Source organism: Dactylosporangium sp. CA-092794 (genome assembly GCF_050948465.1).
In the GTDB taxonomy this organism is placed as follows: Bacteria; Actinomycetota; Actinomycetes; order Mycobacteriales; family Micromonosporaceae; genus Dactylosporangium.
Genome location: NZ_CP192044.1, coordinates 8,647,872 through 8,665,525, shown reverse-complemented (window position 1 = coordinate 8,665,525; position 17,654 = coordinate 8,647,872). Strand labels below are relative to the sequence as shown.

The following is a 17,654-nucleotide window of genomic DNA, read 5'->3' as shown; positions in this document are numbered from 1 at the left end:
GAACGCGACTTTAGACCGTTTACCGATATTTCCTGCCATTTGTGCCCGATACGTCCGGCCCTGATCCATAGTGTCTGTGGACACGCCAGTGGGCGCTGCGACCTGCGGAGGAGGTTGGGGCACGTGGACGTTGACAGCGTCGGGACGATGCCGGTGTCGCCTCCCGCGATCGCGGAGGCGGTCGAGGCGGTGTCGGGGCAGCGCCGGCCCCGTGTGGTCGTCCTGGAGGCGGCCGGGCCGTCGGCGCAGCCGGACCTGCTCGACGCGGACTGCCACGTGGTGTGCCGGGTGGCCGCGACCGACCGGCCGGAGCGGCTGTGCGCGCTGCTCGCCCACCACCGGCCCCGCCTGCTGCTGGTGAAGTGCGGCCTGGACCGCATCGACGAGCGGGTCGTCGTCGCCTGCCGGGCCAACGGCGTGACGGTGCTGGTGCTGGCGCTGCCGGTGTACGGGCTGCTGCAGCCCGGGCGGCTGCGCCGGCTCGGCGGCCTGCCCTGGATCCGGCTGCGCGGCGGCGACGAACGGCCCGGGTCCGCCGCGGCCCGGCGGTGGCTCGATCTCGCGCTGGTGCTGGCGACCGCCCCGCTGTCGGTGCCGCTCATGCTCCTCATCGCGCTGATCGCCGGCATCGGCGGGCCGCCGCTGTACCGGCAGCAGCGGGTCGGCCGGCACGGCCGGCTCTTCCGGATGGTCAAGTTCCGCACCATGCGGGTGGACGCCGAGCACGGCACCGGGCCGGTGCTGTGCGCGCCCGGCGACGAGCGGGTGACACCGGTCGGGCGGTTCCTGCGCCGGCTGCGCCTGGACGAGCTGCCCCAGCTGTGGAACGTGCTGCGCGGCGACATGAGCCTCGTCGGCCCGCGCCCGGAGCGGCCGGAGTTCATCACCGACCATCTGCGCCTGCGCTCCTACGAGCTGCGGATCGCGGTCCGGCCCGGCCTCACCGGCATCGCGCAGCTCACCAACGGCTACTCCGCCACCGCCGAGGAGAAGCTGCGCTGCGACCTGCTGTACCTCAACTGCCGCTCGCTGCGGCTGGACCTGAAGCTGCTGGTGCTGACCGCCGTCGAGTTCCTGCTCGGGTTCCCGCGTGGCTGAACCGATGACGCTGCGGCGGGCGCACGCCGGCATCGCCGCGCTCGTGCGGCTGCGGGTCACCCGCAACAGCGCCGCGATGCTGCTGTCGCGCGCGGCGATGGCGGCCGCCGCCGTGGTCACGCTGCCGCTGCTGTACGGCCGCCTGGGCGAGCACCGCTTCGGGGTGTGGATCCTGCTCAGCGGGTTCGTGACGATCCTGGCGCTCACCGATCTCGGGCTCTCCTCGATGCTCACCCGCGAGGTGGCGCGGACCGCCGCGGACGGCGGCGACCGCCGGCTGGACGCCCTGCTCGGCGTCGGGCTGGCCTGGGGGATCGGCCTCGGGCTGGTCGTGCTGGCCGTCACCGCCGCCTGCGGGCCGGTCGCCGGCCGCCTGTTCGGCCTCGGCGCGGTGGGCGTCGAGGCGTGGCACGCGATGCTGTGGCTGTCGGCCGGCGTGCTGGCCGGCGGGGTGGAACTGCCCTGGCGGGCCGTGCTCGAGGGCTCCCAGCGCTTCGAGGCGGTGGCCTGGATCGCCGGCGGCTCCGCGGTGCTCGGCGCCGGGCTCGCCGTCGCCGCGGTCCGCTCCGGCGGCCTGGTGCTGCTCGCGGCGTCGAGCGCCGCGACGGCCGTGATGCGGGCCGCCGCCACCGTCGCGACCGCCCGCCGGTACCGGCCGCAGTGGCGCCCGCGACCCGCCCTGATCCGCGCCGCCGACCTGCGCCGCGCGGCCGGGTACGGCCTGCCGGTGCAGGTCTCCAACGCCGCGGCCCTGACCAACACCGAGGTGGACGCGCTGGTGCTCGCCGGCTGCTTCGGACCGGCGATGGCCGGCCCGTTCGGCGTCGGCACGAGGCTGCTCAACCTGCTGCGGCTCCCGCCGGGGCTGGTGCTGACGGCGCTCTTCCCGGTGGCGGTCGAGGGCGCGGCCCGGCACGGCCCGGCCTGGCTGGACCGGTTCTACGTCAAGGCCACCGCCGCGCTGGCCGCCTGCATCGCGCCCGGCGCCGCCGCGCTGGTGGTCTGCGCCGATCCGCTGGTGCGGCTGTGGCTCGGCCATCCAATGCCCTGGGCCGCGGCGAACCTGGCGATCCTCGCGCCGTCCCACGCGCTCAGCCTCGTGGCGGGCGCCGCGACCGTCGTCACCCGCGCCGAGGGCCGGCCCGGCCGGGAGACCCGCTACGTCGTGCTGTCGGCGGTGCTGAACGTAGCGCTCACCGCGCCCCTGCTGTGGCTGGCCGGCCCCCTCGGGGTGTCCGTGGCGACCGCCGTCGCGGTGACGGCGAGCACCGCCTACTTCGTCGGGTACTTCCACCGCACGACGGGCCGGCCGTTCGGCGCGATCCTGCGGGTGACCGGGCGGGCGGTGCTCGCGGCGGCGGCCGCCGGAGCGCTCGTGGCGGCGGTGGCCGGCGACCTGCCCGACGGCCCCGGCCGGGCCGGCGCCGCGGCGGCCGTCGGCAGCCGCGGCGCGCTGGTCCTGGCGATCGCGGCGGCGCTGCTGTTCCTGGCCCGCGACCGGCGCCGGGAGCTGGCGCCGTGACCGGGACCATCAACGCCACCCGCTGCCCGCTGTGCGGTCCGGAGGCAGCGTGCGACCCGGCGCTCGGCGGTGTCCTGCGCCGCTGCCGGTCGTGCGGGCTGCGGTGGACCGCCGGCGCGGCACCGGACCCGGCGACCCTCTACGACGAGGACTACTTCGCCGGCGGCGGCAACGCCGACTACTTCCACCCGCGGCCGCGCCGGTTCGAGGCCGGCCGGCGGGTCCGCTGGCTGCGCTCGCTGTCCCGCCGTGGCCGCATCGCGGCTCCGGAGTCGTTGCTGGAGGCCGGATCCGCCGGCGGGTTCTTCGTCGAGGCCGCGCGGTCGGCCGGCATCCGCGCGACCGGCGTCGAGGTTTCCGCGGCGGCGGTACGGTACGCGGAGGCTCAGCTGCGCGTGCCGGTGCGGCACGGCACGTTCGAGTCGGTCGCGCCGGCGCTGCCGCCGGTCGACGCGGTGTGCGCGTTCCACGTCCTGGAGCACGTCGAGGATCCGCTGCGGTTCCTCGCGGCGGCCGGCGCCGTCCTGCGGCCCGGCGGCTGGCTCGCGCTGGAGGTGCCCAACATCGCCTCCGCCGCGGCCCAGCGGCTGGGCCTGGACTGGCCGGCCCTGCAGCCGCGGTACCACCGCTGGCACTTCACGCCGGAGACGCTCACCGCGCTGCTGGCCGGGTGCGGGTTCCGGGTCGTGCACCGCGACACCGCCGTCTTCCGCTACTACATGCCCGTGCCGTACCGGCTGCGCCATCTGCACCGCCTGCTGCCGGCCGACCTGCGCGACCTGCGCTCCGCGCGGCTGACCCACCCCCGGCGCGGCGACCTGCTGCGGATCGTCGCGCAGCGGGCCGGCCGGCGCCGAACCGACACGAACCCGGGAGGGAACCGTTGACCACGATCCGGACCGACGTCCGCTGCCTGCTCTGTGGCCCGGTGAGCCATCGCGGCGCCCTCGGCGGCGCGCTGCGGGAGTGCTCGTCCTGCGGGCTGCGGTGGACGGCGGGCCAGCTGCCGCCGCCGGCGGAGCTGTACGACGAGGCGTACTTCACCGGCGCCGGGTACCCGGACTACTTCGACGGCCCGCAGCGGCGCTTCGAGTCGGCCCGGCGGCTGCGCTGGCTGACCTCGGTGGCCCGGCCGGCCACGCTGGTCGACGCCGGCTGCGCGGGCGGGTTCTTCGTCGCGGCGGCGCGGGCCGCGGGCATCGACGCGGCCGGCGTGGAGGTCTCGGCGGCCGCCGCCCGCTACGCGGGCGAGACGCTGCGGATCCCGGTGCGGCACGGCACGTTCGAGGCGGTCGCGCCGGCGCTGCCGCCGGTCGACGCGGTGACGGCGTTCCACGTTCTGGAGCACGTCGAGGATCCGCGGGCGTTCCTCGACGCCGCCCGCTCCGTCCTGGTACCGGGTGGCTGGCTGGCCCTGGAGGTGCCGAACGCCGCCGCCGCGGCGGCCTCCCGGCTCGGCGCGGGCTGGCCCGGCTGGGACCTGCGCCACCACCGCTGGCACTTCGCGCCGGAGACGCTCGGCGCGCTGCTGGCCGAGCGCGGGTTCCGGGTGGTCGGCCACGACACCGTCTTCTCGCGGTTCTACTGGCGGGCGCCGGCCCGCTGGGCGCACGCCCGCGAACTGTTCCTCGCCGACCTCGTCGCGACCGGCTCGGCGCGGGTCGCCCATCCGCGCCGCGGCGACCTGCTGCGGCTCTTCGCCCGCCGCTACGACGGGGCGGCGGCGTGACCCCGGTGGACCTCTCCGTGCTGCTGGTCAGCTGGAACACGCGCGAGGAGACCCGCGCCTGCCTCGACTCGCTGGCGTCCACCATCAAGCCGGGGTGCCGGTACGAGGTCATCGCGGTCGACAACGGCTCCCGGGACGGCTCGGCGGACCTGCTGGCCGCCGACCCCCAGGTGCGGCTGCTGCGCAACGACCGCAACGTGGGCTTCGCCGCCGCGGTCAACCAGGCCTACCGGGCCGCGACCGCGCCGCTCGTGCTGCTGCTCAACAGCGACGTCCGGTTCCATCCCGGGGCGCTGGACACCATGCTCGACCTGCTGCGGGACCGGCCCGACATCGCCGGGGTGAGCCCGCTGTACCTCAACCCGGACGGCACCTTTCAGCAGCACTACGTGCAGCAGCCCGGCCTGGCCGCCGCACTCGGCCTGGTCACCGTGCTCTGGCGGCTGCCCGGGTTCCGGCAGGCCCGCCACCGCTTCGAGATGCGGGGCGAGGACTTCTCCCGGCCGCGCGAGCTCGCCTCCGGCAGCTGCATGCTGCTGCGCCGCTCGATCCTGCCGGCCGGCCGGGTGTTCGACGAGCGGTTCCCGATCTACTGGAACGACGCCCTGCTGGCCCGCGACCTCGCCGCCGCTGGGCACCGGCTGTGGATGCTGCCCGACGCGGTGGTGACCCACACCCGGGGCGCCTCCTGCCGGCTGCTCGGCCCGACCGTGCGGCAGCGGCACCTGCTCGGCAGCATGGTGGGCTACCTGCGCGAAACCGGCCCGGGCTACCGCATACCGCTGTTCCGGGCCCTGGTGGTCGCCGATCACCTGCTCAAGCGGATGGCCGGCCGGCCGGTCACCTTGGCGTGGCCCGACCTCGTCGCGGCGCTGCGCGGCGACGCCGGCCCGCTGCCGGACGGCGACACCCGGGAGTGGTTCGTGCACTTCAGCGCCGAGCCGTGGACCGGTGCGGCGGTGCCGGCGCCGATCGCCGCGCAGGTGGCCGCCGGGCGGCGGGTGCTGTTCGTGGAGCCGCCCGGCACCCGGCCCCGCTGGCCGGCGACGGTGACCGGGGCGGCACCGTCGATCTGGGTGGCGCGCCCGGCGACCGTCCTGCCCTTCGGCGACCGCAGCGCGGCCGTCGACCGCTTCAACCGCCGGGCCGCCACGGCCGCGCTGCGCCGCTGGCTGGACGGGTTCGCCGGGCCCCGGCTGCTGCACCTCGGCGACGCGCGGGCCAGGTGCGTGCTGGGCCGGCTGGTGGAGGACGGCGTGGTGAGCCATGCACACCGATGACGGTCCGGACTGGGTCGTCCTGTTCAGCGGTACCCCGTGGCGCGGCGGCGCGCACCGGCAGCACGCTTTGGCCCGGGAGCTGGCCGCCACGCGGCGGGTGCTGTTCGTCGACCCGCCGGGGCTGCGGCCGCGGCTGCGGCTCACCGTCCGCCCGGTGGGGGAGCGCCTGTGGCACGCGGTCGTGCCCACGGTGCTGCCGCTGGTCCGCCACCTGCCGCCGGCGAACCGGCTCGCCCGGGTGGCCGCCGCGGCGGCGCTGCGCCGCTGGCTCGACCGCCGCCCGGCCCGCCGGGTGCTCTGGCTGGACGAGGACCTCGCCGCGCCGGTCGCCGGCCGGGTCGGCGAGTCCGCCGTCGTGTACGACGCCGCCGACCTCGACTGGACGTTCACCAGGCCGTGGAACCGCCGGCACCTGCGGGCCGGCCTGCGCGCCGCGGTCGGCGCCGCGGACCTGGTCATCGCCTCGTCGTCGGCGCTGCCCGAGCGGCTGCCGCCGGCCCGCCGGGCGCCGGCGGTGCTCGCCAACGGCTGCGACCCGGACCTGTTCACGCCGGACGGTGCGACGCTCCCGCGGCTGGCCGGGCTGCCGCGCCCGCTGCTCGGCTACGCCGGCGCGATCGACCGGCGGGCGTTCGACGCCGAGCTGGTGGCCGCGGTCGCCCGGGACCATCCGGAGTGGACGTTCGTGCTCGCCGGGCCGTCGACCCGGGCCGGCCGGGCGCCGCTGCGCCGCCTGCCCAACGTCCACCTCACCGGCCCGGTGCCGTACCCCGCGGTGCCGGACCTGCTGCGCACCTGCGACGTCGGGCTGATCCCGTACCGGCTCGGCGGCCTGGTCGACTACGTGCACCCGAAGAAGTGCTTCGAGTACCTGGCGCTGGGCAAGCCGGTGGTGGCCACCCCGTTGCCGGCCCTGAGCGGCCTCTCGGACCCGGCCGGCGGGGCCGTGCGGCTCGCTGCCGGGCCCGCCCGGTTCGCCGCCGCCATCGCCGCGGCGCTGCCGGCCGCCGCCTGCCCGCGGGCCGCCGCCCGGCGCCGGGCGGTCGCGCTGGACAACACCTGGGCGGTTCGCGGCAACGTCCTGCGGCCGCTGCTCGACGAGCTGCTGGCGGCGTCGTGAGGATCGGGTGGATCGCGGCGGCGGCCGGCGGCCTGGGCGCGCTGGCCGCCGGGCTGCTGAGCACCCTGCCGGCGCCGGCCGGTCTCGCGGCCGTCGGGCTGCTGCTGTGCTGGCTCGGCTTCGCGCTGTGGCCGTGGGCCGTCCTGCCCGTCGGCATCATCGGCGGCACGCTCGCCGGCGCGCTGATCGGCGGCGGCAGCGTCCAGGCGGTGGTCGCGACGCAGCTGCTGATCCTCGGCACCGGCGGCGCCGCGGTGCTGACCCGGTGGCTGCTGCTGCCCGGCGAGCCGCCCCGGCGGCGCACGGTCGCCGACGGCGCGATGGCCGGGCTGGCCGTGCTGGCGGTCCTCGCGGCGGTGTACGGGCTGGCCCGGGGCAACGCGCCCGAGCGGGTGGCCGTCACCACCTACCAGTTCGGTGTCATCCCGACGTACTTCTTCCTCGCCACCGGCACCCTGCGCGACGACCGCGAGCTGCGCAACGCCGGGCTGCTCTACGTGAGCGCGTGCGGCCTGCTGACACTCGCCGGGCTGACCGCACCGGACCGGCACGGCGGGCTGATCCCGCTGATCGCCGTCCCGCCGCTGATCGTCGCCATCGGCCGCACCGGGGGCTGGCTCCGGGCCGGGGCCGCGCTGCTGGCCGCGCTCTTCGTCGCCGACGTGGTGCTCGCGTCCTACCGCGGGATCTGGGTCGCCGCCGGCATCGCCGGCCTGGTGCTGGCGCTGCGCGGCCGTGCCGCCGTCCGGCGCGGCCTCGCCGGTGCGGCGGCCGGCCTGGCCGTGCTGGGCATCGTGCTCATCACGCTCGTCGACCTCAGCGCCCGCTCGACCAACGTGGCCGAGGCGCTGCGGCGCTCGGCCGGTCACCGCGCGTCGGAGGCCGCGGTCGGGCTGACCGTCTTCACCGACAACCCGCTGCTGGGCGCGGGGCTCGGCCAGTCGACCCCGGACATCTACCTGCCGGGCTTCACGGTCACCGACGTCGGCCCGGTGTACCACGCCTTCTACGTGATGATCCTGGCGAACGTCGGGCTGGTCGGCATGTGCGTGGTGCTGTGGCCGCTGCTGCGCGCCCTGCGCGCGGGCCTCGGCGGGCGGCACGACCTGGCGCTGGCGTTCTCCGGGCTGACGTGCGGCTTCCTCGCCGCCGCGGTGTTCGCCAGCCCCACCGGAGGCCACTGGGAGCTGGGCCTCCTGCCGGCCCTGACGCTACTGACGCTCCAACACACGGGGGACAGCACATGTACACAGTGGACGCCGGCGCGGGCGTTGCCGATCCGGTGACGGATCCGCTGCACTGCACGGCGATCGTCGTCACCTACAACTCGGCCGGGTACGTCGCGGAGGCGCTCACGGCGCTGCTCGCCACCGGCATGTCGGTCCGGGTGGTCGACAACGCCTCGCCGGACGGCACGGCGGCCCTGGTCGCCGCCCGGTTCCCGCAGGTCGACCTGATCGTCAACGACACCAACGCCGGGTTCGCCCGCGCGGTCAACCAGGCGATGCGCCGCGGCTGCGCGGACGTCGTCCTGCTGGTCAACCCCGACTGCGTGGTGCCGCCGGACACCGCCCGGGCGCTGGTGCGCTACGTGCGGGACCGGCCGTCGGTCGGCATCGCCGGGCCCCGGCTGGTCGGCACCGACGGGCGGGTGGCGATCAGCGCCCACCCGTTCGAGTCGCTGGCCACCGTCGTCGCGTCGCGGTTCGGCGGCACGCTCGTGCCGGTCGGGGTCCGCCGGCTGCTGTGCGGCGCGAAGCGGCGGCGCGCCTACGACGCCTGCCGCCGGCCCCGGGAGCCGCACTGCGTCGACTGGCTGGCCGGCGCGTGCCTGGCCGTGCGGACCGAGCTGCTGGTCACCGTCGGCGGCCTCGACGACGGGTACTTCCTGTACTACGAGGACGAGGAGCTGTGCCTGCGGGCGTGGCAGCAGGCCTACAGCGTGGTGTACGTGCCCACGGTGCAGGCCCGGCACACCGGCGGGGCGAGCAGCCGCGATCCGGCGCACATCTGGCCGCACCTGTACCGCAGCATGCTGCTGTTCTTCGCCCGGCACCGGCGTCCGGCGTTCTCCGCGGTCCGGCTGGCCGTCCTGGTCCGGGCACTGCTCGGCATCGGGCTGGCCGCGGTCCGCTCGGCCTGGCACCGCGAGGACGGCGCCGCCCGCGCCCGCGCGTGGGCCCACATCCTGCGCATCGCCTACCGGGCGACCCCGGAGTCGTTGGAGCGCCGCCCATGCGCGTCCTGATCACCGTCGTCGGCAAGCGGACCGAGCACTGGACGGAGCTGTTCGCCGCCCTGTGCGAGCGGCCGGACATCGAGCTCACCCTGGCGGTGGCCGACGTGTCGGCCGGCACCCTGCCGGAGCTCTCCCGGCTGGCCGCGCGCTACCCCGGGCTGCGCCACCACGTCGTGCCGTACCTCATCGGCGAGGACCGCACCGGGCACATGGCGTCGGTGGTGTTCCGGCCCGGCGCGCTGCGCCGGCTGCTGCCGCGGCCGCCGCAGGTCGTCCACATCATCGGCGAGGCCGGGTACCTCTCCACCCGGCAGGTGCTGAACCTGCGCCGCCGGTGGCCGTCGGTGCCGGTGACGCTCTACGCGGCGCAGAACCTCGTGATGCGGTTCCCGCCGCCATTCCCGTGGCTGGAGCGGCGGGCGTTCCGCGCCGTCGACCACGTCCTGCCGATCACGCCGGCGGCGCTGCGCGTGATCCGGGCGAAGGGCTACCGGGGCCCGGCCACGATCGTGCCCCTCGGCGTCGACACGGACCTGTTCCGCCCCGCCGTCCGCCCGCCGGCGCGCCGGCGCTTCACCGCCGGCTTCGTCGGCCGGTTCGAGGCCAACAAGGGCCTGCCGACGCTGCTCGCGGCGGCCGAGCGCATCGACTGCGACGTGCTGCTGGTCGGCGACGGCAGCCTGCGTGAGCAGATCGCCGCCGCCGCGGCCCGCCGGCCGGGGCGCATCACCGTGCACGGCTGGGCCGGCCACGCCGAACTGCCCTCGCTGCTGCACCGCATGGACGCGCTCGTGCTGCCCTCCGTCGAGCTGATGCAGCGCAACGTGCTGCCGTGGATCGGGATCCGCTGGCAGGAGCAGTTCGGCCGGGTGCTGGTCGAGGCGATGGCCTGCGGCGTGCCGGTCGTCGGCAGCGACCAGGGCGAGATACCGCACGTCGTCGGCGACGCGGGGCACATCTTCCCGGCCGGTGACGCCGCCGCGCTGGCACGGCGGCTGGCGGCGCTGCGGGACGATCCCGCCGCCGCCGCGCGGATGGCCGGGCGCGGCGTGCACCGGGCCGCCACCGAGTTCAGCTGGAGGCACATCGCCGAAGGCATGTCAGAGGTCTGGCACGGGCTGATCGCGCAGCCCGTGCCGGCCGAGCGAGAGGTGATGCTGTAGTGAGGCTGACCACGCACATGCGGTCCGTGTTCCGGACGCTCCTGGGATACACCGCCTTCCCGGCCGCCGGGCTGTGCGCCGGTGTGATCGGGGCGCTCGCGATCACCGCGGTGCTGCCCCGTACCTACAAGGCGGAGGCGTCGGTCCTGATCGCCGCCGCGGCGCCGGGCGCACCGGCCGCCGACGACCAGCCGGCGGCGGCCGCTCCGCTGGAGCTGACCCTGGCGCAGGCGCTGCTGCCGACCATCGCCCGGGTGGCCGAGTCCCGCGAGGTGGCGACCGAGGCGGCGGCCCGGCTGCACCTGCCCGGCCGGGAGGTCATCGGTCACCTCAAGAGCTCCTACGAGCCGGGGCTGCAGGTCATCACCGTGACGGCGACCGCCGGCTCCGCCGAGCACGCCGCGGCGATCGCCAACGCCGCCACGCAGGCGCTGAGCCGCCAGCTGCCGCAGCTGCGGATGGGCGGGGGTACCCCGGTGACCGCCCGGCCGCTGGACGCCGCCGACCCGCCCTCGCGGCCCGTGTCGCCCAAGCCGCTGACCAACGGCGTGCTCGGCGCGCTGGTCGGGCTCCTCGGCGGCTTCGGCCTGCGGTCGCTGCGGGACCGCATCGACGGCCGGCTGCACGGCCTGAGCCGGACCGCGACCCTGTTCGGCCGGCCGGTGCTCGCGGTGTTCCCGCGGCTGTCCCAGCGGCTCGTGCGACGCGGCACCGAGGCGATGGCGGGCCGCCCCGACGTCGCCGGTGCCCTCGACGCGACGGTGGCGGCGCTGGCCGTGCTCACCGGTCCGCCGCGACGGCAGCGGATCCTGGTCACCAGCGCGGAGGGCGGCGACCGCGAGGACGTCGTCGCCGAGCTGCTGGCGCACGCCGCATCCCGGGCCGCCGCGGGGGAGGACGCCGCGGGCGACGGCGGCGGGCCGGACCTGGTCGTGACGGCGGCGCCGCCGGTGCTCGCCGGTCCGCGACTGGCCGAGCTGGCCCGCGGCGCCGACGGCGTGCTGCTGGTGGTGCAGAACGGCGTGAGCCGCGCGAGCGAGGCGCGCCGCGCCGTGATGCTGCTGGAGCGGCTGGGCACGCCGCTGGTCGGGGTGGTCGTGGTCAACGCCACCGGCGAGGCGGCCCGGCCCGGGCACCCGGCCGAACACCCGACCGAGTGGCCGGCCGCCGCCGCGCCCGACCGACCCGAAACGACCGAGACCGACACCGAGCAAGCACCGAACGAGGACCGAAGGAATGAGCATGACCGAGACGCTGTCCGTCGAGCGAACCGTCGAACCCGCGGCCGAGGATCCGCGGCGGCTGTACTGCGACCTGCTGAGGAACACCCTGACGCGGTACGCGTTCGGTGAGACCTACACGCCGTACCGCCCCCGGCCGCGCTCCTGGCGCGCGGGCGTCTACCGCCAGGTACACCGGCTCCTGCGCCGCCGCGGGCTGGAACTGGTGCACCGCTACGTGTTCAGCGCGCAGGCCCGGGCGGAGGGCCAGGACTGGCCGCCGGAGGCGGAGACGATGGTCGGCCTGCGCCGCCTGGACAACCTGCGGGAGTGCATCACCGACGTGATCGGCCGCGGCGTCCCGGGCGACCTCATCGAGACCGGCGTGTGGCGCGGGGGATCGGTGATCTTCATGCGGGGCGTCCTGCAGGCCTACGGCGACACGGACCGCACCGTGTGGGTCGCCGACTCGTTCCGCGGGCTGCCGCGGCCGCACCCGGACCGCACCACCGACGTGGAGGACGCCCTGTGGCGCGAGCCGTTCCTGGCCGTGCCGCTCTCCCGGGTCGAGCAGAACTTCCGGCGGTACGGGCTGCTCGACGACCGGGTGCGGTTCGCGCCCGGCTGGTTCGAGGACACGCTGCCGACCCTGCCGGTCGAGCGGCTGGCGGTGCTGCGCCTCGACGGTGACCTGTACGACTCGACGATGGTCGCGCTGCGCTCGCTCTACCCGAAACTGTCCGTGGGCGGATACGTCATCGTCGACGACTACCACGCGGTGCGGGGCTGCAAGCAGGCCGTGGACGACTTCCGGGCCGAGCACGCGATCACCGACGAACTGCGGCCCGTCGACTGGACCTGCCGGTACTGGCAGCGCACGGCGTAGCCGCCGGCCCGGCCGGCGCCGAGCCGGCCGGTGCGGGGGCCGGTGCTCGGCGCCGGCCCCCGGCCAGATCCTCCACCCAGCCCAGCAGCGGCACCGCGACCGCGATCGCCGCGGCCGGGCCGAGCGCGCGCAGTACCTCGCCCACCAGCGGATCGCCGGTGAGGACGGGCACGAGCAGGCCCGCGATCAGCACGCCGCCGGGAATGTGCCACAGGTAGATGGTGACGGCCCGGGCGTTGACGAGACCGGCGGCCCGGTCCGCGAATCCGCCGCGCGCCCGGCGGCCGTGCTGGCCGGCCCGGGGCCGGAACCGCAGCACGGCGGCGACGAACGCCATCGACCACAGCGTCCAGGCGCCCGGCGTGGCGGTGGGATCGAACCCGGAACCGGCGCGGGCGGCCACCAGCAGCCCGCCGCCGCCCGCCACGGCCAGCCCGGCGATCGCCGCGACGCACGCGCGGGCCGGCAGCCGCCGCAGCAGCCCGTCGTGGTGGGCGAAGCCGAGCAGCCAGCAGGACAGGTAGGTGGCGACGAAGTAGCCGCTGGCGGCCGGGGCGAACAGGTAGGGCAGCGGCAGGACGGTCGCGACCGCGAGGCACGGCCAGGGCCACCGGCGGAACAGCCGCAGCAGCAGCGGCGAGAGCAGCACCAGCCAGAAGTAGGTCACCAGGTACCACAGGCCGACGTTGAACGCCCAGGCCCACGCCGGCCCGCCGGTCGGCGGCACCCGCGCCGGGACGACCCACCACACCAGCGCGGCCGGGCCGAGGTCCGGGATGGACCAGCCCGCGGCGACGAGCACCGCGACGGTCACCGCCGCGTAGACCCACAGCGGGACGAGGAACCGGCGCATGCGCCTGACCACCGCCCGGTGCCCGTACCGGTCGGCGGAGGCCGCCATCAGCGAACCGGCGATGCCGAACATCAGGCCCATGGCGGGGAACGCGAGGTTGAGCCACGCCCAGCCGGTGGCGTGGAACGCGACGACGCGCAGGATCGCGGCGGCGCGCCAGAGGTCCAGGTACCGGTCCCGGCCCGGGCGGCTACCGGGTCGCAACGGCCTCACCGGCATGCGGCTGGTCCGGCTCACGGGCGGGCACGAGTTGCCCGGACACCGCTCGCCGTTGCTTCCAGCGCAGGGCCGGGCGCTCGACCAGGTGCCACGACAGCACCGCGAACCCGAGCGTGCCGAGGAGGCTGAACGCGATGAACGCGGCGACGCCGAACCGGTTGGCGCCGAGCAGGGCGAGGCTCTGCTGTACCGGGAACCCGTAGATGTACATGCCGTAGGTGTAGTCGCGCCGGCCGGCCGTGCGGCTGCTCGGCAGCGTGACCGCGGCGTAGACCACGAGGTACGCGTACGCGGGGATGCCCACGGCGATGAACCCGCCGAGCCACAGCGACCCGGCGAGCACGACGGCCGCGGCGGCCGCCACGGCGGCGTGCACGGGGATGCGGTGGGCGTACAGCCGCAAAGCCACGCCGAGCAGGAACACGAAGCCGAGATAGAGCGTCCAGTCGGCGGCGAAGGAGCCGGCCAGCGGGACGTGGATCGAACCGTGTGCCGGCGGCCGCACGGTCCAGCCCGGCGTGCTGAACAGGTCCCGCAGGATGAGCACGTAGCAGCCGGCGGCCAGCACCGGCACGACACGCGGAGCGCCGCGCAGCGCGCCGGTCACGACGAGGACGGCGACCACGCCGTAGAAGGCGAGGTCGTACCGCAGCGTCCACAGCGCACCGTCGAACGCGCTCGGCCCGTGCACGAGCCGCCCGAACGGCGTCGTGGAGAGCAGTCCGGAGATCGTGTACTGGTCCATCGACCCGAGCCAGTTGACGGCGACGTAGCGCAGCGGCCCGTCCGGGGCGTTCGCGAACCCGTCGAGCGTGCCGCGCTCGTACAGCGCCACCGCGGGGGCGAACACGAAGGCCGTCACCAGCAGGCACGCCCACAGGCCGGGGAAGACGCGCACGCACCGGGCCCACAGGTAGCCGGCCAGGGACGAGCGCAGCGCGCTGTCGGTGACCAGGAAGCCGGAGATCAGGAAGAAGCCGTAGAGCGCGAACGCGCCGAGCTCGGTCTGGGTCGACGTCAGCCAGTAGCCCGGGCTGGCCTTGCCGTACCCCAGCGACCAGGCGTGCGCTACGAGCACCGCGACGGCGAACGCGAGCCGCAGCGCGCCGAACGCGTTCTGCCGGGGCGAGTACCGCTCCGCCAGCGTCGGCAGGCCACGCGGGGTGGTGATCGGTAGGCGCACGGAAGGGCTCCTGGAGGTCCGGGCCATGGTGATGACCGGGGGATCTGTCGCGACGCCATCGGCGGCAGCACCGCAGCGTCAGCGTAGAAACTCGGAGCGCCGTACGGGCGTTTTCCCCACAAATCAGGCAGAAGTCTTTACCGCGGATCCGGCCCGGTGCCGGCGAAGGCGGTGGTCGCCGGATCGGAGCGGCCGTAGCCGGGGGTGGTGAACGCCCGGTCCCACGCGGCGTCCGGGGCGAGGAGCTCGCGCCACGGCGCGATCTCGACGTAGAGCACGCGCATCGAGTTCAAGGCGTTGAAGTGCAGGTCGACGCCGTCGGTGGACACCGCGTCCTCGGGCACCGCCACCTCGAAGTTGCGCATCATCGCCGTGCGCGCGGTGGTCTCGATGCACACGTTGGTCTGCAGCCCGGCGATGATCAGGCGCCGGGCGCCGAGGTTGCGCAGGATCGGCTCCAGCTCGGTGAAGTGGAACGCGTCCCACCGCAGCTTGTCGAGGACGATGTCGCCGGGCTCGGGGGCGACCGCGTCGAGGATCTCCGACGCCGCGGTCCGGTCGGCGATGGGCGAGGCCCCGTCGGGCGAGACGGTCGCCATCAGCCGCCGCATGCTCGGCATCGCGTCGGCGCCGTCCGGCCGGCCGACCGCCCGGGTGTAGATGACCGGAATGCCCCGGGTCCGGGCCGCGGCCAGCAGCCGGCGGCACTCCTCGGTGACCTCCTCGAGCCGCCAGATCGGCGGCCAGCCGAACACATCGCGTTTGTGCTGCTCAAGGTACATCTTCTGCATATCGATCATGAGCAGGGCGGTCGTCGTCATGGGTCTGTACCTCCGGATGCTAGTTATAGCGCGTACCACTGGTCTGTAGTACATTATTGGAGTCCATAACCGTTCTACTACCTCGACGTTTCGGCGGTGTTCCAGTTGGGCGCCGCGGCCGTGACGGCGTCCGGTGCGAGTTGGGGAAAGGCGTGCCCATGGCCTCGGTCGCGACCCGGCGGGACGAAGGTGGGGACGGCGCCGACGGACTGCCGGTCAGACCGTGGCTGGCGTTCGCCGTGCTCGGTCTGACGTCAGCACTGACGATTATGGATGTCTCGAAGGTCGGCGTGGCGCTGCCGGTCATCCGGGACGCGGTGCACGGCAGCGACGGCTCGATCCAGCTGATGGTGGTCGGCTACACGGTCGCCTACGCCGTGTTCCTGCTGCCCAGCGGGCGCCTCGGCGACATCGTGCCGCGCAAGGCGGTGTTTCTCGTCGGCTCGGCGGTGTTCGCCTGCGCCAGCGTCTGGTGTGCGCTGGCCCAGTCGGCCGGTCTGCTCGTGGCCGGCCGGCTGGTGCAGGGGGCCGGTGCCGGCATCCTGATGCCGCAGGTGCTCGGCATCATCCAGCACCTGTTTCCCCGGGATCGGCGGGCGAAGCCGCTGGCCCTGCTCGCGGCGGTCACCGCGACGACGGCCACCGTCGGCCCGGTGATCGCCGGGCTCGTGATCGACGCGGCGGGACCCGAGCTGGGCTGGCGGCTGCTGTTCTGGATCGACGTCGCGGGCGAGGGGGTCGCCCTGCCGCTGGCGTGGTGGCTCCTGCGTGAGCCGCGGGCGCCACGGCGGCCCGGCTTCGACGTGGTGGGCGTGGTGCTGCTCGTGCCGGCGATCGCACTCACCGTGATGCCGGTCAGCATGATCTCCAAGGACACGCCCTTCGCGCCGTGGATGGCGGTGTGCGTGGCGGCCGGACTGGCGTGCGGCGCCGCGTTGCTGGCGCACGAGCGGCGGCTGGCGCGTTCGGCGCTGGAGCCGCTCGTCGACCTGTCGCTCCTGCGCGCCCGGCATTTCCCGGCGGGCGTGCTGATATCGGGGCTGTCGTATGCCAACGGCACCGCCGGCACGTTGACGGTGACCCTGTTCTACGAGGAGTACGCCGGCGAGAGCCCGCTGCGCACCGCGGCCTGGATGCTCCCGTCGGCGGTGGCGATGATCTTCGGCTCGTGGTTCGCGGCCCGGGCGCCGATGCGGGCCAATCGGGGCATGGTCGTGCTGGGCTCGGCCGCCAACGGCGTCGGGCTCATCGTCGTCGCCGGCGCGATCGCCGGCCTGCCGATGTCGGCGCTCCCGGCCGTCATCGCCGCGGTCCTGCTGGCCAAGTCGTTCGGCGGCAGTTTCGCGCAGTCGCCCAACCAGGTCCGGTCGCTGCAGTTCGTCCCGCCGTACCGCTCGAGCATCGCCGCCTCGATGTTGCAGGCGTCCCAGCGGATCGGGTCCGCGCTGGGCATGGCGGTCGCGCTGATCATCTACTACGGCTACGGCCGGGACACGCTCGGCCCGACGATCGCCGTGGCGGTCTGCGGCGCGTTCTCGGTGCTGGCCGCGGTGGTCGCGGTGCTGGACCGGGACGCCGGGCAGGCGGCCGGTCCGGAGCCCGCACCGGCCGGCCGGGCGGCGGCCCTACCCGTCCAGCAGTGACGTCTCGTCGAAGATCTCGGCGATGTCGCGCTGCGGTTCCTCGAACGACTTCAGCAGCCCGTTGAGCCAGCGGAGCATCACGTTGACCTCCGCCAGCCAGAGGTCGTGCATGGCGCGTCTGGTGCGCCACACCCGGTTGTCCTCCCGCATCGAGTTCCACGTCTCGATGAGGCGGCGCAGGTCCATCTGCCGCTTGCGCTGGTAGGCGATCTCCGCCTCGATGATGTACCGCGCGGTCTCGTCGTCGAGCACCCACACGGTCAGCAGCCGCAGGATCGCGTCGTCGCGGATCGACCGGTCGACGTTGTCGTGCACCAGCCAGCGGCGCAGCTCGTCCATGCCCCCGGCGGTGATCACGTATTCGGTGCGACCGCGTTCGTCCCGCTCGTTTATCTTGATGTAGCCGGCCTGCTCCATGCGCGTGAGTTCCGCGTACACCTGTGAGGGACTGGCCTGCCAGGCCCGGTCGACGTTGCTGCGGAAGCTCGCGTTGAGCTCGTAGCCGGTGCGCGGCTCCCCGCGTGAGAGCGCCGACAGGATTGCGTGGCGAAGCGCCACCGACACACACCTCCGTATGCCACGGGTCCGCAGCTATGCGCGACAGGATACCCGCGCTACGCACCCGGGCTCGTAATCAACGAGCAATGAGACCGCAATAGTACCCCGCCATGGTACTAC

Annotated in this window: 16 protein-coding genes; 12 read left to right on the top strand and 4 right to left on the bottom strand. The window is 75.2% G+C overall.

What is annotated here, in order from left to right:
- Positions 1–123 precede the first annotated feature (123 nt).
- From ACQPXD_RS37240 to ACQPXD_RS37190, 11 genes are read left to right on the top strand one after another with little or no spacing between them, the layout of a single operon-like run.
- A complete protein-coding gene (locus ACQPXD_RS37240; protein ID WP_432826448.1) occupies positions 124–1,098 on the top strand; it encodes a sugar transferase in 975 nt (324 codons plus the stop codon).
- Positions 1,091–2,620 (top strand): lipopolysaccharide biosynthesis protein, encoded by a 1,530-nt coding sequence (locus tag ACQPXD_RS37235; RefSeq protein ID WP_432826446.1) that lies wholly within the window; start codon positions 1,091–1,093, stop codon positions 2,618–2,620. Before ACQPXD_RS37240 ends, ACQPXD_RS37235 begins: the two co-directional genes overlap by 8 nt.
- Positions 2,617–3,507 (top strand): methyltransferase domain-containing protein, encoded by an 891-nt coding sequence (locus tag ACQPXD_RS37230; protein ID WP_432826444.1) that lies wholly within the window; start codon positions 2,617–2,619, stop codon positions 3,505–3,507. The genes ACQPXD_RS37235 and ACQPXD_RS37230 overlap by 4 nt, the downstream gene beginning before the upstream one ends.
- On the top strand, positions 3,504–4,349 hold the full coding sequence (locus tag ACQPXD_RS37225; RefSeq protein WP_432826442.1) for a class I SAM-dependent methyltransferase: 846 nt from the start codon (positions 3,504–3,506) through the stop codon (positions 4,347–4,349). Before ACQPXD_RS37230 ends, ACQPXD_RS37225 begins: the two co-directional genes overlap by 4 nt.
- Entirely contained in the window at positions 4,346–5,629 is a 1,284-nt protein-coding gene (locus ACQPXD_RS37220; protein ID WP_432826440.1) for a glycosyltransferase family 2 protein, read from the top strand. Before ACQPXD_RS37225 ends, ACQPXD_RS37220 begins: the two co-directional genes overlap by 4 nt.
- Positions 5,616–6,749, top strand: coding sequence for a glycosyltransferase (locus ACQPXD_RS37215; RefSeq protein ID WP_432826438.1), 1,134 nt, complete (start codon positions 5,616–5,618; stop codon positions 6,747–6,749). The genes ACQPXD_RS37220 and ACQPXD_RS37215 overlap by 14 nt, the downstream gene beginning before the upstream one ends.
- Positions 6,746–8,035: an O-antigen ligase family protein gene (locus tag ACQPXD_RS37210; protein ID WP_432826436.1), complete on the top strand. Its 1,290-nt coding sequence runs from the start codon at positions 6,746–6,748 to the stop codon at positions 8,033–8,035. Before ACQPXD_RS37215 ends, ACQPXD_RS37210 begins: the two co-directional genes overlap by 4 nt.
- A complete protein-coding gene (locus ACQPXD_RS37205) occupies positions 7,993–8,997 on the top strand; it encodes a glycosyltransferase family 2 protein (RefSeq protein ID WP_432826434.1) in 1,005 nt (334 codons plus the stop codon). Before ACQPXD_RS37210 ends, ACQPXD_RS37205 begins: the two co-directional genes overlap by 43 nt.
- Positions 8,985–10,151, top strand: a complete 1,167-nt coding sequence (locus ACQPXD_RS37200) for a glycosyltransferase family 4 protein (protein ID WP_432826432.1) — start codon at positions 8,985–8,987, stop codon at positions 10,149–10,151. The genes ACQPXD_RS37205 and ACQPXD_RS37200 overlap by 13 nt, the downstream gene beginning before the upstream one ends.
- A complete protein-coding gene (locus ACQPXD_RS37195; RefSeq protein ID WP_432826430.1) occupies positions 10,151–11,503 on the top strand; it encodes a hypothetical protein in 1,353 nt (450 codons plus the stop codon). The genes ACQPXD_RS37200 and ACQPXD_RS37195 overlap by 1 nt, the downstream gene beginning before the upstream one ends.
- Positions 11,394–12,257: a TylF/MycF/NovP-related O-methyltransferase gene (locus ACQPXD_RS37190; RefSeq protein ID WP_432826428.1), complete on the top strand. Its 864-nt coding sequence runs from the start codon at positions 11,394–11,396 to the stop codon at positions 12,255–12,257. Before ACQPXD_RS37195 ends, ACQPXD_RS37190 begins: the two co-directional genes overlap by 110 nt.
- Here ACQPXD_RS37190 and ACQPXD_RS37185 read toward each other — a convergent pair.
- The 3 genes from ACQPXD_RS37185 to ACQPXD_RS37175 all read right to left on the bottom strand — a co-directional run bounded on the left by ACQPXD_RS37185 (position 12,199) and on the right by ACQPXD_RS37175 (position 15,333).
- Positions 12,199–13,314 (bottom strand): acyltransferase family protein, encoded by a 1,116-nt coding sequence (locus tag ACQPXD_RS37185; protein WP_432826426.1) that lies wholly within the window; start codon positions 13,312–13,314, stop codon positions 12,199–12,201. The genes ACQPXD_RS37190 and ACQPXD_RS37185 overlap by 59 nt on opposite strands.
- Positions 13,301–14,512 (bottom strand): acyltransferase family protein, encoded by a 1,212-nt coding sequence (locus ACQPXD_RS37180; protein ID WP_432826424.1) that lies wholly within the window; start codon positions 14,510–14,512, stop codon positions 13,301–13,303. Before ACQPXD_RS37180 ends, ACQPXD_RS37185 begins: the two co-directional genes overlap by 14 nt.
- Positions 14,513–14,649: 137 nt before the next feature.
- Positions 14,650–15,333: a cysteine hydrolase family protein gene (locus tag ACQPXD_RS37175; protein WP_432826422.1), complete on the bottom strand. Its 684-nt coding sequence runs from the start codon at positions 15,331–15,333 to the stop codon at positions 14,650–14,652.
- 158 nt (positions 15,334–15,491) lie between these two features.
- Between ACQPXD_RS37175 and ACQPXD_RS37170 the strand changes: the two genes are divergently transcribed.
- Positions 15,492–16,976: an MFS transporter gene (locus tag ACQPXD_RS37170; protein ID WP_432826420.1), complete on the top strand. Its 1,485-nt coding sequence runs from the start codon at positions 15,492–15,494 to the stop codon at positions 16,974–16,976.
- Here the strand turns inward: ACQPXD_RS37170 and ACQPXD_RS37165 are convergent.
- Positions 16,959–17,534, bottom strand: a complete 576-nt coding sequence (locus ACQPXD_RS37165; RefSeq protein ID WP_432826418.1) for a PadR family transcriptional regulator — start codon at positions 17,532–17,534, stop codon at positions 16,959–16,961. The two genes, ACQPXD_RS37170 and ACQPXD_RS37165, sit on opposite strands and share 18 nt — an antisense overlap.
- Positions 17,535–17,654 lie beyond the last annotated feature (120 nt).

Bases quoted from the DNA above. Each gene is read 5' to 3' on its own strand.
- ACQPXD_RS37170 (WP_432826420.1), top strand. From the start codon at position 15,492: ATGGCCTCGGTCGCGACCCGGCGGGACGAAGGTGGGGACGGCGCCGAC.
- ACQPXD_RS37205 (WP_432826434.1), top strand. From the start codon at position 7,993: ATGTACACAGTGGACGCCGGCGCGGGCGTTGCCGATCCGGTGACGGAT.
- ACQPXD_RS37200 (WP_432826432.1), top strand. From the start codon at position 8,985: ATGCGCGTCCTGATCACCGTCGTCGGCAAGCGGACCGAGCACTGGACG.
- ACQPXD_RS37190 (WP_432826428.1), top strand. From the start codon at position 11,394: ATGACCGAGACGCTGTCCGTCGAGCGAACCGTCGAACCCGCGGCCGAG.
- ACQPXD_RS37215 (WP_432826438.1), top strand. From the start codon at position 5,616: ATGCACACCGATGACGGTCCGGACTGGGTCGTCCTGTTCAGCGGTACC.
- ACQPXD_RS37175 (WP_432826422.1), bottom strand. From the start codon at position 15,333: ATGACGACGACCGCCCTGCTCATGATCGATATGCAGAAGATGTACCTT.